Raw genomic sequence first — 13,671 nt, 5'->3', positions numbered from 1 at the left:
CCCCGCCCCGACACCCGCCCGCCATTGATCAAGGTCAGGCCGCGCCTGACCCCGATCCGTAAACTGCCGCCCACGCCTTGCCTTGGCATGGGCGGTCGCCGTTTTCGCCCCGCCTTGCCGCCTGCCCGCGGCGCACAGGAGTTGCCATGAAGATTCCGTTCCATGCCCTGGCCCGCGCCGCCATGGCCCTGGGCGTCGCCGTTGCCGCCGGCGCCGCCTCGGCCGCCACGACGACCATCACCTTCGACCCGCTGGCCAGCCAGTCCAGCGACGACCAGTTCTTCGCCAACTACATTGAAAGCGGCTACCTCTTCACCTCGGACCTGGGCCTGGGCAGCTGGGGCGCGGGCCCCGATCCCACCCCGGCACGCTATGCCGGCAGCCAGGGCTTGTTCAACGCCGGGCTCAACGAAGACTTCGACGCCGACGCCGGCCTCACCACGCTGACCCACGGCGGGGCTGCCTTCAGCCTGCTGTCCATCGACCTTTCGCTGCTGCGCAATTACGCCACCATCGACGGCACCGCCACGGTGTCCATCGTCTTCCGCGGCACGCGCGGCGACGGCAGCCAGGTCAGCACCGAAGGCACGGACGCGGTGGAGGTTGGCGCCTTCGGCTTCCGGCGCTTCGACCTCAGCGCGCTCACCGACGTCGTCGAGGTGCACTGGCAGCAGACCACCGGCTGGGCCCACCAGTTCGACAACCTGCGCCTGAGCGATGCCTCGGGCAGCGCCCTGCCCGCCCCCGGCACCGCCGCCCTGGCCGCGTTGGCGCTGGCAGGCCTGGCCCTCACCCGCGGCGCACGCCGCCGCGCCTGACCACGCAGGCCGCAGGCGGGCCTGCGCCCGTCAGGCGCCCTCGAGGTGGGCGTCGTCGTTCCAGCCCACGACGACGAAGCCCTCGCCGTTGTAGAGCAGGCGGTTGATGCTGGCATTGCCCAGCTGCCAGGTGCGCGCCTGTGCAGGTGCGATGCCGACGGCATGGCGGTAGAGGCAATCGAGCACGCCGCCATGGGACACCACCGCAATGGCCTGGCCGGCATGGCGAGCGGCCAGCGCGGCTATCGCCGGCAGGCAGCGGCCGGCGAAGACCTCCAGCGTCTCGCCGCCGCCGGGGGCGAAATCGGGCTCGCGGCGACGCCAGCGCAGGGCTTCTTCGGGCCAGCGCTCTTCGATCTCGGTGAAGGCCAGGCTCTCGAAACGGCCAAAGGCGCGCTCGCGCAGCGCCGGCTCGGTCTGCACCGCCAGCCCGGTGGCGGCCGCCAGTGCATCGGCGGTGGCGCGGGCACGCTGCAAGTCACTGCTGTAGATGGCTGCCAGGCCCTCGCCGGCCAGCGCCTGCGCCAGCAACGCCGCCTGGCGGCTGCCGGTGTCGTCGAGCGGGATGTCGACATGGCCCTGGATGCGCCGGTCGGCGTTCCAGGCCGTCTGGCCGTGGCGCAGCGCGAACAGCCGCGTCGGCTCCTGCATCGCGCTCAACTCCCCAACGACAGCAGGCGCTGGTTGAGCGTGTAGGTGCCCGAGAAAGTGGCCTCGCCGAGCACGCGGCCGGCCAGTTGCTCGCGCACCTGGTGGCCGGTGAACACGCCCTCCAGCGGCAGCCGCGGCACCGCGACGGCGTAAAGCGTGAACACGTAGTGGTGTACCAGCGAGTCGTTGAAGGGCGGGAAGGGACCGTCGTAGCCGAAGTACTGGCCGGCCATCTCGGCGTGGCCGGCAAACCAGCCGGTGTAGTCGTTGAGGCCGTGGCGGGCGCCGTCGCGCGCCGCCGGGCCGGGCTTGCCGCGCGGCACGAAGCCGCGGCTGAACTCGCCCTCGGCCAGTTCGGCCGGCAGCGGCGGCAGGTCGACCAGCACCCAGTGGAAGAAGTCGACGCGCGCCAGGTCGGCCGGGATCTCGCGCCCGGGCTGGTTGACATCGTCGGCGCGGCTGGGCACGTCGAAGTCGTGGCAGATCAGCACCAGCGACTGCGTGCCCGCGGGCACCTCGCTCCAGCCCAGGTGGGGGCTGATGTTGTCGCTGAAACCGGCGCCGCCCGCGCCGTCGGGCTTGCCGGCGGCATGGCGTGCCGGGATGCGGTCACCGCTGGTCCAGCTGTCACTCCAGAGTTTCATCGTCTACTTCCGTCTTCCTGTCGGGGCCCTTCAAACGCCCCAGACCACCGGCTTGTCGGCGGCCTGGCAGCGGCGCAGCATCTCGACCATCGGCCACAGGCGCTGGCGCAGCGACACCGCGGGCCGGCGCGGCTCACCATCTTCATCGACCTCAGGCGCCGCGGCCTCATCGGCGATGGCCTGCTGGAGCAAGGCGATGGCCTCGCCCATCGCTTGCGGCTCGATGATGCCCTTGGTCGATGGCTCGCGTCCCAGCAGGCGCAACATCTGCTCGCCCTGGGGCCGCAACATGATCACGTCGCCGGCGGCGGCGCTCTTGAACTTGTAGATCATCAGGCCCGCATTGTGACCGGATGCAAGATCAGGCCGCCGGCCACGCCCCCGGTCAGCCCCGCACGAGGCGGATGTGCGGCGGCAGGCGGCGCGGGGGCGGTGGCGGGGGCAGGGCCCCGGCGCCGGGCAGCCGCTGCTGGAAGGTCAGCGGGTCCAGCGCCGGCGCGTACAGATGGCCCTGGTAGGCGTCGCAGCCGGCATCGAGCAGGAACTGGCGCTGGGCCTCGGTCTCCACGCCTTCGGCCACCACCTGCAGGCCGAGGGCGCGCGCCATCTGCAGCAGTGCCAGCACCACGGTCACGTCGGCCTCGTCGTCAGGCAGGCCGCTGATGAAGCTCAGATCGATCTTGATGCGGCCCACCGGCAGGCGCGCGAGCTGCGCCACGCTGGACAGGCCGGTGCCGAAGTCGTCGATGGCCAGGCGCACGCCCAGGCGTGCCAGCTGCTCGAGCTTGAGCAGCGCCACCTCGGGATCCTGGGCCAGCACGGCCTCGGTCAGCTCGAGCTCGAGCAAGGTGCCGGGCAGGCCGGCGGCCTGGAGCGCGGCGGCCACGCCGTCGACGAAGCCGCTTTGCTGGAATTGCAGCGGCGAGACGTTCACCGACACCGGCAGCGGCTGGCCGCGCGCCTGCCAGGCCGCGGCCTGGCGCAGCGCCTGCGTCAGCACCCATTCGCCGATGGCCAGGATGAAGCCGGTGTCCTCGGCCACCGGCAGGAACTGCGCCGGGGCGACATCGCCCAGGCCGGGGTCGCGCCAGCGCAGCAGGGCCTCGACTCCGATGACCTGGTTGCCGGCCAGGCTCACCTGTGGCTGGTAGTGCAGCCGGAAGCGCCCGCTGACGAGGGCGCGCCGCATCGCCTGGTCGAGCCGCACGCGCGATTGGCGGTCGCCCTCGGCACGCGCCTGGTGGACGCGAAAGCCCGCACGGCCGCCGGCCTTGGCGGCGCGCAGCGCGCTCTCGGCCATGCGCAGCATCTCGTCGGCCTCGACGCCGCGCGAAGGCGCCAGCGCCACGCCGATGCTGCAACTCAGCGCCAGCTGGGCGCCGTCGACCAGGCAGGGCTGGGCCACCACGTTGAGCACGCGCCTCGCCCCGGCCTCGGCCGCCTCGGCGGCATCACCGGCGCCAGGCCGCAGCAGCAAGGCGAACTGGTCGGCACCCAGGCGGGCCAGCACCTCGCCGGCACCCACCGTGGCCTGCAGGCGTTGCGCCACCTCGAGCAGCACGCGGTCGCCGAGATCGTGGCCCAGGCTCTCGTTGACCTGGCGGAAGCGGTCGAGGTCGACCAGCAGCAGCGCGAAGCTGCCGCCGCCGTCGGCTTCGCGGCGCACCGCCGCCGAGGCCTCGGCCACGCGCAGCGCCAGCTGGCGGCGGTTGGCCAGGCCGGTGAGCGCGTCGTGCAGCGTCAGTGCGTCGATATGGGCCTGGGCAGCGACGCGCTCGGTCTGGTCGCGGAAGCACCACACCCGCCCCTGCAGCCGCCCACCCACCAGCAGCGGCTGGGTGACGCGGTCGAAGACCTGGCCCGACTGCAGCTCGATGCGGTCGCGGGCGACGATGAGCGAGGCCTGCTCCAGCGCGTGCAGGCGCTTGCCGTAGGCGTCGGTGTCGACGACGCTGCGCGCCATCCAGTGCGCCACCGCGCTGTCCTGCTGCTGCAGCAGTGACACCGGCAGCGACCAGAGGGCGGCGAAGCGGCGGTTGAAGCTGCGCACGCGGCCGGCGAGGTCGGTGACCAGGATGCCGTCCTCGGTGCATTCCAGCGTGGCCTGCTGCTCGGCCAGCAGCAGCTCACGCGCGCTGTCGGCGCGCTGCTCGGCGCTGCGATCAGTGAGCGTCACCAGCGCATAGGCCGGCGCGCCCTCGCCGCAGGGCAGCGGCTGCACACTGCGGGTGACCGGGACCGCCTCGCCGGCGGGCGAGGCGATCCAGGTGTCGCTCAGCAGCCGAGCCGGCTCGCCCTCGGCCACCGCTTCCCAGAAACCCAGGTCTTCGGGCGAGCTCGCCACCTGCTCGGCCGCCTCGCCCACCAGCCCGGCGCGCGGGCGGTCGAGAAAGCGTTCGGCGGCGGCATTGACGGCAGCGACGCGGTGGTCGGCCAGCGCCACCAGCCAGGCCGGCTGGGGCAGGGCCTCGATGAGGGCCTGCCAGGCGGCCAGGTCCGCGGCTTGGGAGGACAGGGTGGTGATCATGCGGCCTGCTCCCGCGGCAGTTCGTCGCCGTGCAGCGGCTCGAAGAAGTAGACCACGCGGGGCTTGGGGTCGAGATAGCTCAGCGCATCGGGCGGCAGCTTGGACGGCGGCAGGCTGCGCCGGATGCCGAGATCGGGTTCGCGTTCGAGATCGAGCACCAGGGCTTCGCCGCGGGGCACGCGGGCGTCGTGTACCAGCACGCGCGGCTTGAGCGTGCGGCTGGAGTTGACGCCGATCACCAGCGCATGGCGGTCGTCGGTGAGTTGCACCAGCGAGCCCGCCGGGTAGACGCCCACCAGCCGGATGAAGGCGTTCAGCACCTGGGCGTCGTAGCGCTTGCGGCCCTGGGCGAACAACACCGAGACCGCCTCGTGCGGCGTGAGCGCGAGGCCGCGCGCCTGCGGATTGCACAGGTTGTCGTAGCGGTCGACCAGCGACACCAGGCGCGCGCCCAGGCTCATGCGGTCCAGCGCCAGGCGCATCGGGAAGCCGCTGCCGTCGGCCACCTCGTGGTGCTGGGCCAGCACCGTCATCGCCGCGCCCGGCAGGCCCATGCGCAAGCCCAGGGCAACGCCCTTGCCGACGTGCTCGCGGTAGGCATTGGTCTCGGCGGTGTTGAAGTTCTCGTCTTGGTGGCGGAAGCGGTCGGGCACCTCCTGCTTGCCGATGTCGTGCATCAGCGCCCCCACGCCCAGCTCCAGCAGCTCGGCGTCGGCCAGGCCCAGGCTGCGGCCTATCAGCAGCGACACCACGCCGACATTGAGCGCGTGGGCGGCGGCGCGGTCGGGGCCGCCGGCGATGAGGCGGATGCCGATCTCGTCGGACACCAGCAGCTTGGACAGCATGGCGCGGGTCAGCGCGTCGGCACCGCGGCCGGCCTCGCGCGGCTGGGCCGCAATGGCGTCACAGGCATCGCGCCAGGCCCGCGCGGCCTCGGCGTGCTGGCGCTCGCACAGTTGCACCGCCTCGCGCTGTGCCGCGAGGCGACGGCGCCGTTCGGTGGCGGCGGCCTCCTGGGGATCGGGCGGCAGCTGTGGCGCCGCGGGCACATCGGCCTCGAGGATGCCGCCCTGCAGGTCGCTCTTCTCGGGCACCCAGCGCACGCGCAGCAGGCCCAGGCCGCGCAGCGTGGCGATCTGGTCGGCCGAAGCGATCTTGAAGCTCGAAAGCGGGAAGGGATGCGACAGCCAACCGCCCTCGAGCTGGATGTACATGCCGACACGGAGTTCGTCGACGGCGATGGTGGCGGACATGCGGCAATCCTCGCTGACAGCTGGACATGGGTGCGCTTCGGGGCGCGCCGATACCGGGTCTTCGGCGCTGCGGCGGCACTACTTGAGGCCGCCGCCGCCAGCGTCCGGGCCGAGCCGGGCATAGTGGGCAGGCGGGGCGGCATGCCGGACCGCCGCCACGCCATCCGGCAAACCCCGCTTGCCCGTGCCGCCATGAGGCGGGCATTCTGCCGCCTGCCCCAACCCGACCGCAACGGAGTTACCCAATGACACCCGCTCTCGTCCGCCAGGCTGCCGCCGTGGCCACCACCGCCACGCTCGCCGCCCTGGCGCCCGCAGGCCACGCCCAGACCGCGGCACCGCTCAAGGTCGGGCTCATGCTGCCGGCCACCGGCACCTACGCCGCCCTGGGCGACATGATCGAAAAGGGCTTCAAGCTCCATGTGCAGGAGCAGGGCGGCACGCTGGCCGGGCGCAGCATCCAGTACTTCAAGGTCGACGACGAGAGCGAGCCCAGCAAGGCGGTGGACAACGTCAACAAGCTCATCAAGCGCGACCAGGTCGACGTCCTCGTCGGCACCGTCCACTCGGGCGTGGCGCTGGCCATGGCCCGCGCGGCGCGCGAGAGCAAGACCCTGCTCATCATCCCCAATGCCGGCGCCGCCGACATCACCGGGCCGATGTGCGCGCCCAACATCGTGCGCAGTTCCTTCAGCAACTGGCAGCCGGCCTATGCGATGGGCGTGGTGGCGGCGCAGCGCGGCGTCAAGCGCGCCATCACCATCACCTGGAACTATGCAGCCGGCAACGAATCGGCCAAGGGCTTCACCGAGGGCCTCGAGAAGGGCGGCGGCAAGGTCTTGAAGGATCTCACCCTGCCCTTCCCGGGCGTCGAGTTCCAGGCCTTGCTCACCGAGATCGCGGCGCAGAAGCCCGATGCGGTCTACGCCTTCTTCGCCGGCGGCGCGGCGGTCAAGTTCGTCAAGGACTACGACGCCGCCGGCCTGCGCAAGAGCATCCCGCTGTACGGCCCCGGCTTCCTCACCGACGGCACGCTCGAGGCCCAGGGCGCGGCGGCCCAGGGCATGATGACGACGCTGCACTACGCCGACAACCTCGACACGCCGCGCAACAACGCCTTCCGCAAGAACTTTGCCCTCACCTACAAGACGAATGCCGACGTCTATGCCGTGCAGGGCTATGACGCGGCACAGATCCTGGGCGCCGGGCTCAAGGCGGTGAAGGGCGACATCGCCCGCCGCGACGAGATGACGGCCGCGATGCGCAAGGCCACGGTCGACAGCCCGCGCGGCAAGTTCACGCTGTCCGCGGCCGGCAACCCGGTGCAGGACATCTACCTGCGCCAGGTGCAGGGCAACAACAACGAGTTCCGCGCCGTCGCGGTGAAGGCCCTGGCCGACCCGGCGCGCGGCTGCAAGCTGTAGGCGCACACCCCCGACATCCCCGATCAGCAACCCAGAAAGACGACAACGTGATCCTCGAAATCGCCGATTTCCGCATCAACCCCGGCCAGCAGGCCGGCTTCGAGGCCGCGCTCACCCAGGGTCTGGCCCAGGTGATCAGCCGGGCGCAGGGCTTCAAGGGCGCCAAGGTCAACCATGGCATCGAGAACCCCGAACGCTATGTGCTGCAGATCTTCTGGGAGACGCTGGAAGACCACACCGTGGGCTTCCGCCAGGGGCCGCTGTTTCCCGAATGGCGCGCCCTCATCGGCCCCTTTTTCGCGGCACCGCCCCAGGTGGAGCACTTCACGCTCGTGATCGGGCCCTGAACAGCCCCGCCCCGTCGCAGGCCGGCCGTGTGGAGTTCACGCTCCCCACGGCCGGCCTGCTTTTGACCCCTGGCGGCGCTTCGTGAACAAATGCCATACTCGATGTCGGCAGCTCTGACAAGCCCCTAGGTTGATACTGATCGCAACGCGCCAAGTCATTGATAGGGATTGACTTTTTCTTGTTGGCCCACGGCTTGCATCTAAACCTGCATCGCCAACCCGCAAGCCCCAGGTCAAAAATGAACTTCATCCGCACCGTTGCCGCCGCCGCCCTCTCGCTGGCCGCCGTCACCGCCCAGGCCGCCCCGACCTACCTGCCGGTCGGCGCGCAGAGCAATGTGGCGCTGTCCACCATCACCGGCGGCGGCTGGACGCAGTGCTATGTCGGCACCATGGCCGCGGCGATCGGCAGCGCCGCGCAGAACGTGCTGAACGTCTGCCAGGGCGACTACCTGATGATGGCCGGCCGCGCCACCGGCTCCAGCACCTTCATGTCCCTGGCCGCCGCGCTGCGCAGCGACACCCTCATCAACACCGGCACCAGCAACAGCACCAACACCCACGTCGCCAACGGCGCCTCGTGGTGGTATGCCGAGAACTGGTCCTGGGGTTTCACCGCCCTCGGCGACAGCGTCACCAACAACAGCTGCGACGTCTCCGCCAGCCCGCTCAGCATGTGCCTGCACACGCTCAACAGCGTCGGCGGCTACCGCATCAACAGCGTCACCGGCCTCAACAGCAGCACCGCCTACGAGAAGGTCTTCTTTGTCGCCAGCGCCGCCAATGCCGTGCCGGAGCCGGCCTCGCTGGCCTTGGTGGGCGCCGCCCTGGCCGGCATCGCCGCCGCCCGCCGCCGCCGCGCCTGAACCTCCGCCGCGCCAGCGGCAAGCTCGGTCGAAGCCGCCCCGCGCAAGCCGGGCGGCTTTTTCTTTACGCCGGCCCGCCCTGGCGCACCGGCCAGGCCAGGGTGACGGTGGTGCCGGCGCCGGGCGCGCTGGCCACCGCCACCGTGCCGTGGTGCAACTCGACAATGCGCTTGACGATGGCCAGGCCGAGGCCGCGGCCCTCGTCGCTGCTGGCCGGGGCCACGCTGTGGCGGGCCTGGTAGAGGCGGTCGAAGAGCAGCGGCAGCTCGGCCGCCGCGATGCCGCAACCGCTGTCCTGCACCGTCACCACCACGCGGTCGCTGTCGCTGTGACCTCCGCTGTGACCTCCACCATCGCCCTCGCGCCGCGCCGCCAGCTTCACCGAGCCGCCGGCCGGCGTGTGCTTGAGCGCGTTGTCCAGCAAATTGGCCACGGCACGCTCGATGAGCTCGATGTCGACCTCGGCCACCGGCGCCGCCTCGCCCAGCTGCTCGAAGCCCAGCGCCACGCCCTGGGCGGCGGCGCGGTCGGCAAAGCGCAGCGCGATGTCGTCCAGCACCTCGGCCAGGTCCAGCCTCAGCGTCTGCAGGTGGAAGGCCGGTTCGTCGAGCTGGGCCAGGTCGCCCAGCGAACGCACCATGGCCGCGGCGTTGCGGGTGTTGCGCAGCGCCACCTCGACCAGGCGGCGGTCCTCGTCGCGTGCGGCGTCGCCCTGCCAGCGCGCGTCCAGCGTCTCCAGACAGGCCACGGTGGCGGTGAGCGGGCTGCGCAGGTCGTGGCTGAGGTTGCTCACGCCCTCACGGCGGAAATGGTCGAGCCGGCGCAGCGCGTCCCATTGCGCACGCAGGCGCTGCATCAGGCCGTGGAAGCCGCGCCGCAGGCGCGCGAACTCGTCGTCGCCGGCCGGCGGCTGGGCCTGCAGGCCGGTGGGCGAGGCATCGGCCAGGGCCGCATCGGCATCGAAGCCGGCGCGCGCCGCCGCCGCCACCTCGTCGCTGAGCACACGCAGCGGCCGCGTCACGGTGACGATGATCCAGGCCGCCAACGCCGAGGCCAGCAGCACCACGGCCAGCACGGCGGCCAGCGCCGGCCGCCCGAGGCTGCTGCGCGCCAGCGCCCAGCGCGTGGCCGGCTCGCCGCCCTTGCGACACACCAGGTAGAGGTAGCCGGCCGCACCCGGCTGGGCGCGGATCACGGCGCGCCGCAGGGCCCGCGCCGCCACCACGGCGTCGGCGTCCATGTATTCCGGGTCGTCGCCCATCACATAGGCGGCGCGCTGGCGATCACCGGCCGCGGCCGCCTCGGCCGCCTGCTGCACCGGCAGCAGCGCAACGCGATAGCCCGGCGCCAGCTGCGCCCGCCCGGTGCTGGCGAGCACGCGGCCATCGGCATCGAGCAGGTAGAGCTGCGAATCGGGCTCATAGAGCAGCAGATTGCGCAAAAAGGCGGCAAAGGCCTCGGGGTCGCGCTGGTGCAGGTCGAGCAGGTCGCCGTGCGCCGCCAGCACGCGCGTCAGAAAGGCGTCGGCGCGCTGGTAGCTGTTCTCGTGCTCGAAGCGCTGGAAGGCAACCACCACGGTGGCGATCACGCCCAGCGCGGTGGCCAGGCCGGTGAGAAAGACCGTCAGCGCGAGGCGGAACCTGACCGTCACGGCGCGTCGCGCATCTTGTAGCCGGCCCCGCGCACGGTGAGGATGAAGCGCGGGTTCATCGGGTCCTGCTCGACCTTGGCGCGCAGGCGATTGATGTGCGTCGTCACCGTGTGCTCGTAGCCTTCGTGGGCATAGCCCCAGACGGCGTCGAGCAACTGGGCGCGCGAGAACACGCGGCCCGGGTGGCTGGCAAAGTGCAGCAGCAGGTCGAATTCGAGCGCGGTGAACTCCAGCACCCGCGCGCCGCCGGCGCCGACGATGCGCGCCTCGCGCCGCACCGGCAGGATTTCCAGCTCGCCATTGCGCACCGCCTGCGCCGCCACCGGCGCCGCCGCCGCCGCGCGCAGCAGTTCGGCGCGGCGCAGCAAGGCCTTCACGCGCGCCAGCAACTCGGCCATCGAGAAGGGCTTGGTCAGGTAATCGTCGGCGCCCAGCTCCAGGCCCAGCACGCGGTCGAGCTCGGTGCTCTTGGCGGTGAGCATCAGGATGGGCGTGGCGCGGCCTTGGGCGCGCAGCGCCTTGCAGACCTCCAGCCCGTCCAGCCCCGGCATCATCAGATCGAGGATGAGCAGGTCGCTGGCGCGCTCGGCCTGGCTGGCCAGCGCGGCGCGGCCGTCGGCCACCGCCGTGACCGCGTGCCCCGCCTGCTGCAGGTTGAGCACGATGAGATCGCGGATGTCGGCCTGGTCTTCGGCGACGAGGATGTGGCTGGCCATGGCGGGGATGTCGGCCGGCGGGCCGCTTTCTTACACCGTTGTGATGCGGCTGTGATCTTCGGTGAGGAGGGCGCGAGACGCGCCCGCCACAGTTTAGCCACCGACCCCGCCGCGAGAACCGCCATGTTGAACGCCGCCCAGACCACCCCCGTCACCGCCCCGCCGCCCGCACCGGGCTGGGCCGAACTGGCCAGCCACCGCGGCTTCCTGGTGCGCTGGACACGCCAGCGCCTGCACGACCCGGCCCTGGCCGAAGACCTGGTACACGATGTCTTCGAAGCCGTCGCCACCGGCCGCGCCGTCTTCGGCGGGCGCGCCGCGCTGCGCAGCTGGCTGGTGGCCGTGCTCAAGCACAAGATCGTCGACCTGGCGCGCCAGCGCGGCGGCCACGACAGCCTGGACGCGCACGACGACGACGACGGCGAGGGCCCGCAGCTCGCCTGCCCGCAGCCCCGCCCCGATGAGATCGCCGAGCAGCGCCAGCGCCTGCGCCGCACGCTGGCCGGCATCAAGGCCCTGCCCGAAGGCCTGCGCCGCGCCGTCGAATTGCGCCTGCTCAACGACGACAGCACCGAAGAGGTCTGCCGGGCGCTGGCCATCAGCGAACAGAATCTCTTCGTGCGCCTGCACCGGGCCCGCCGCGTACTCGCGGCTTGATCCAGTGCCGCCCGCTCGCGGCCTGAGGAATCAGGGCCGCTGCAACGCCGCCCGCGCCTGCTGCACCGGCTCGCGCACCGCGCAACCCGGGTGGTGGTCGTTGACCAGGCCCATGGCCTGCATGAAGGCATAGACCGTGGTCGGGCCGACAAAGCTGAAGCCGCGCTTCTTCAGATCCTTGGACAGCGCGGTCGACTCCGGCGTGCTGGCCACCGGCTGGGCCGATGGCGGCACCGGCGTCGGCTCCCAGCGCCAGAAATAGGCGGCCAGCGAGCCGGCCTCGTCGCGCAGCGCCAGCGCCCGGCGCGCGTTGTTGATGGTCGATTCAATCTTGCCACGGTGGCGCACGATGCCGGCATCGGCCAGCAGGCGCGCCACGTCGGCGTCGCCGAAGGCGGCGATGCGTTCGATGTCGAAGCCGGCAAAGCCGGCGCGGAAGGCCTCGCGCTTGTTGAGGATGGTCAACCAGCTCAGGCCCGACTGGAAGCCCTCGAGGCAGAGCTTCTCGAACAGGCGGCGGTCGTCGGTGACCGGGAACCCCCATTCACGGTCGTGGTAGTCGCGGTAGGCGGCGCTGGCCTGGCACCAGGCGCAGCGCGGCCGGCCGTCGTCGGCGGTGAAGAGTGCCCCTGCCATCGGCGACTCAGACGATCTTCACGCTCAGGTCGGGCAGGCCGTCGATGTGGCACAGGATGACGTCGCCGCGCACCACCGGGCCCACGTTCTCGGGCGTGCCCGAGTAGATGATGTCGCCCGGCATCAGCTCGAAGGCCTCGGACAGCTTGCTGATCTGCTCGGCCACGTTCCAGATCATCTGATTGAGGTTGGCGTTCTGCTTCACCGCGCCGTTGACCTGCAGCCAGATCGCGCCCTTGCCGAAGTGGCCGGTCTGAGAAACAGGGTGCAGCGGGCCTATGGGCGCGCTCTTGTCGAAGCTCTTGCCGATCTCCCAGGGCTTCTTCTGGTCGCCCATGCCGCGCTGCAGGTCGCGCCGCGTCATGTCCAGGCCCAGGGCGTAGCCGTAGACGTGGTCGAGCGCGCTGGCCATGGGGATGCTGCGCCCGCCCTTGCCGAGTGCGGCCACCAGCTCCACCTCGTAGTGGTAGTTCTTGGTCAGCGTCGGATAGGGGTGGTCGGCCACCGTGCCGGGGGCCACGTTCTGGATCGCGTCGGTGGGCTTCTGGAAGAAGAAGGGCGGCTCGCGCGTGGGGTCGGAGCCCATCTCGCGCGCATGGGCTGCATAGTTGCGGCCTATGCAGTAGATGCGCCGCACCGGAAACATCGCGTCGCTGCCGACGATGGGGATAACGGTGGCGGGCACGGCGAAGGGCGTCTTCACCGCATGGGCGGCCACGCCCGGCAGCGCACAGCCGGCCAGGGCGCCCAGGCCCAGGGTGGCGCCGGTTTCGAACAGCGAGCGACGGTCCATGTCTGTCTCCGATGGGGGGATGCAGACCATTCTCGCCCGCTGCGGGCACCGCTCACACTGGGGAATTCAGCCAGGCGGCCCCAAGCCGATCGGCGCCGGCGCCGCAAGCAGGATGCGCTGGAACAGCGGCGCGAACTCGGCCTCGGCCGCGTGGCCGGTGAGGGGGTCGCGGTTGGCGGCGAAGGCGGTGTCCAGCGCCTGGCAGTCGTCGGCACCCAGCACGCGGCGGGCCGCCGGCAGGATTTCGCGCTCCTCGATGGCCATGTGTTCCAGGTAGGCCGCGACATAGCCCTCGGCGGCGCGCTCGAAGGCGGCGCGGCGCGGCTCGCCCAGCAGCTCGAAGGCCAGCAGCGCGTGCTGCAGCGCGCGCACCTCGCGCTCGCCCTTGCGGTGGTCATCGTCCAGGCGCGCCATCACCGGCGCCAGCTCGGGGCAGCGCTCGCGCAGGCGCGGGAACAGCAGTTCGCTTTCCTTGGGGTGGTGCAGTGCTTCCGGAAACTCGTCCACGTAGAACAGCATCGCGCGCAGCACGTTGAAATCGGGCAGACGGCTCTCGCGGCGCGCCTGGGCCAGCAGCAGCACCAGCGAGCGCAGCATGGCGGCCAGCGCCTGATGCTCTTCGCGGATGATGTCGAGCGCGGTGGGCTTCATCGCCGCCAGCATGGCAGCGGTGCCGGCGCGGCGCTTG

Annotated in this window: 15 protein-coding genes; 5 read left to right on the top strand and 10 right to left on the bottom strand. The window is 71.5% G+C overall.

The genetic code is table 11. The features are described 5' to 3' along the window. Positions 1 to 146 precede the first annotated feature (146 nt). Positions 147 to 818: a hypothetical protein gene (locus JMV16_RS07715; RefSeq protein WP_201493669.1), complete on the top strand. Its 672-nt coding sequence runs from the start codon at positions 147 to 149 to the stop codon at positions 816 to 818. Between the two features lie 30 nt (positions 819 to 848). Here JMV16_RS07715 and JMV16_RS07710 read toward each other — a convergent pair whose 3' ends face one another. From JMV16_RS07710 to JMV16_RS07690, 5 genes are read right to left on the bottom strand one after another with little or no spacing between them, the layout of a single operon-like run. Continuing rightward, positions 849 to 1,469, bottom strand: a complete 621-nt coding sequence (locus JMV16_RS07710) for a histidine phosphatase family protein (RefSeq protein WP_201493668.1) — start codon at positions 1,467 to 1,469, stop codon at positions 849 to 851. Positions 1,470 to 1,474: 5 nt separating this feature from the next. Then, on the bottom strand, positions 1,475 to 2,113 hold the full coding sequence (locus tag JMV16_RS07705; RefSeq protein WP_201493667.1) for a YbhB/YbcL family Raf kinase inhibitor-like protein: 639 nt from the start codon (positions 2,111 to 2,113) through the stop codon (positions 1,475 to 1,477). 30 nt (positions 2,114 to 2,143) lie between these two features. Next, positions 2,144 to 2,446, bottom strand: coding sequence for a DUF1840 domain-containing protein (locus JMV16_RS07700; RefSeq protein ID WP_201493666.1), 303 nt, complete (start codon positions 2,444 to 2,446; stop codon positions 2,144 to 2,146). A gap of 52 nt (positions 2,447 to 2,498) precedes the next feature. Further along, positions 2,499 to 4,640: a putative bifunctional diguanylate cyclase/phosphodiesterase gene (locus tag JMV16_RS07695; protein WP_201493665.1), complete on the bottom strand. Its 2,142-nt coding sequence runs from the start codon at positions 4,638 to 4,640 to the stop codon at positions 2,499 to 2,501. Further along, positions 4,637 to 5,893 carry an HD-GYP domain-containing protein gene (locus JMV16_RS07690; RefSeq protein WP_201493664.1) on the bottom strand — a complete coding sequence of 419 codons (1,257 nt, stop codon included), beginning with the start codon at positions 5,891 to 5,893 and terminating at the stop codon, positions 4,637 to 4,639. Before JMV16_RS07690 ends, JMV16_RS07695 begins: the two co-directional genes overlap by 4 nt. A 245-nt stretch (positions 5,894 to 6,138) precedes the next feature. Here JMV16_RS07690 and JMV16_RS07685 point away from each other — a divergent pair, with 245 nt between their 5' ends. The 3 genes from JMV16_RS07685 to JMV16_RS07675 all read left to right on the top strand — a co-directional run bounded on the left by JMV16_RS07685 (position 6,139) and on the right by JMV16_RS07675 (position 8,530). After that, on the top strand, positions 6,139 to 7,317 hold the full coding sequence (locus JMV16_RS07685) for an ABC transporter substrate-binding protein (protein ID WP_201493663.1): 1,179 nt from the start codon (positions 6,139 to 6,141) through the stop codon (positions 7,315 to 7,317). A 47-nt stretch (positions 7,318 to 7,364) separates the two neighbouring features. After that, positions 7,365 to 7,664 (top strand): antibiotic biosynthesis monooxygenase family protein, encoded by a 300-nt coding sequence (locus JMV16_RS07680; protein WP_201493662.1) that lies wholly within the window; start codon positions 7,365 to 7,367, stop codon positions 7,662 to 7,664. A gap of 239 nt (positions 7,665 to 7,903) precedes the next feature. After that, positions 7,904 to 8,530, top strand: a complete 627-nt coding sequence (locus JMV16_RS07675; RefSeq protein WP_201493661.1) for a PEP-CTERM sorting domain-containing protein — start codon at positions 7,904 to 7,906, stop codon at positions 8,528 to 8,530. A gap of 64 nt (positions 8,531 to 8,594) precedes the next feature. On the opposite strand, the gene JMV16_RS07670 is transcribed toward JMV16_RS07675, so the two are convergent. Next, positions 8,595 to 10,181, bottom strand: coding sequence for a sensor histidine kinase (locus JMV16_RS07670; protein ID WP_201493660.1), 1,587 nt, complete (start codon positions 10,179 to 10,181; stop codon positions 8,595 to 8,597). Beyond that, a complete protein-coding gene (locus tag JMV16_RS07665; protein ID WP_201493659.1) occupies positions 10,178 to 10,897 on the bottom strand; it encodes a response regulator transcription factor in 720 nt (239 codons plus the stop codon). The genes JMV16_RS07670 and JMV16_RS07665 overlap by 4 nt, the downstream gene beginning before the upstream one ends. A 123-nt stretch (positions 10,898 to 11,020) precedes the next feature. Between JMV16_RS07665 and JMV16_RS07660 the strand changes: the two genes are divergently transcribed. Then, positions 11,021 to 11,554, top strand: coding sequence for an RNA polymerase sigma factor (locus JMV16_RS07660; RefSeq protein ID WP_201493658.1), 534 nt, complete (start codon positions 11,021 to 11,023; stop codon positions 11,552 to 11,554). A 30-nt stretch (positions 11,555 to 11,584) separates the two neighbouring features. On the opposite strand, the gene JMV16_RS07655 is transcribed toward JMV16_RS07660, so the two are convergent. The 3 genes from JMV16_RS07655 to JMV16_RS07645 form a co-directional block, all read right to left on the bottom strand. Further along, entirely contained in the window at positions 11,585 to 12,190 is a 606-nt protein-coding gene (locus JMV16_RS07655; protein WP_201493657.1) for a DNA-3-methyladenine glycosylase I, read from the bottom strand. Between the two features lie 7 nt (positions 12,191 to 12,197). Continuing rightward, positions 12,198 to 12,983, bottom strand: coding sequence for a fumarylacetoacetate hydrolase family protein (locus JMV16_RS07650; protein ID WP_201493656.1), 786 nt, complete (start codon positions 12,981 to 12,983; stop codon positions 12,198 to 12,200). Positions 12,984 to 13,049: 66 nt separating this feature from the next. After that, positions 13,050 to 13,634 (bottom strand): hemerythrin domain-containing protein, encoded by a 585-nt coding sequence (locus tag JMV16_RS07645; RefSeq protein WP_201493655.1) that lies wholly within the window; start codon positions 13,632 to 13,634, stop codon positions 13,050 to 13,052. Between the last annotated feature and the right edge of the window lie 37 nt (positions 13,635 to 13,671).

Source organism: Rubrivivax sp. A210, from assembly GCF_904426505.1.
GTDB lineage: Bacteria > Pseudomonadota > Gammaproteobacteria > Burkholderiales > Burkholderiaceae_C > Rubrivivax.
This window is presented reverse-complemented; position numbering and strand designations above follow the sequence as displayed.

Coding starts and splice junctions, on each gene's coding strand:
- JMV16_RS07715 (WP_201493669.1), top strand. CDS start 147: ATGAAGATTCCGTTCCATGCCCTGGCCCGCGCCGCCATGGCCCTGGGC.
- JMV16_RS07660 (WP_201493658.1), top strand. CDS start 11,021: ATGTTGAACGCCGCCCAGACCACCCCCGTCACCGCCCCGCCGCCCGCA.
- JMV16_RS07675 (WP_201493661.1), top strand. CDS start 7,904: ATGAACTTCATCCGCACCGTTGCCGCCGCCGCCCTCTCGCTGGCCGCC.
- JMV16_RS07705 (WP_201493667.1), bottom strand. CDS start 2,113: ATGAAACTCTGGAGTGACAGCTGGACCAGCGGTGACCGCATCCCGGCA.
- JMV16_RS07690 (WP_201493664.1), bottom strand. CDS start 5,893: ATGTCCGCCACCATCGCCGTCGACGAACTCCGTGTCGGCATGTACATC.
- JMV16_RS07650 (WP_201493656.1), bottom strand. CDS start 12,983: ATGGACCGTCGCTCGCTGTTCGAAACCGGCGCCACCCTGGGCCTGGGC.
- JMV16_RS07665 (WP_201493659.1), bottom strand. CDS start 10,897: ATGGCCAGCCACATCCTCGTCGCCGAAGACCAGGCCGACATCCGCGAT.
- JMV16_RS07685 (WP_201493663.1), top strand. CDS start 6,139: ATGACACCCGCTCTCGTCCGCCAGGCTGCCGCCGTGGCCACCACCGCC.
- JMV16_RS07700 (WP_201493666.1), bottom strand. CDS start 2,446: ATGATCTACAAGTTCAAGAGCGCCGCCGCCGGCGACGTGATCATGTTG.
- JMV16_RS07695 (WP_201493665.1), bottom strand. CDS start 4,640: ATGATCACCACCCTGTCCTCCCAAGCCGCGGACCTGGCCGCCTGGCAG.
- JMV16_RS07710 (WP_201493668.1), bottom strand. CDS start 1,469: ATGCAGGAGCCGACGCGGCTGTTCGCGCTGCGCCACGGCCAGACGGCC.
- JMV16_RS07645 (WP_201493655.1), bottom strand. CDS start 13,634: ATGAAGCCCACCGCGCTCGACATCATCCGCGAAGAGCATCAGGCGCTG.
- JMV16_RS07655 (WP_201493657.1), bottom strand. CDS start 12,190: ATGGCAGGGGCACTCTTCACCGCCGACGACGGCCGGCCGCGCTGCGCC.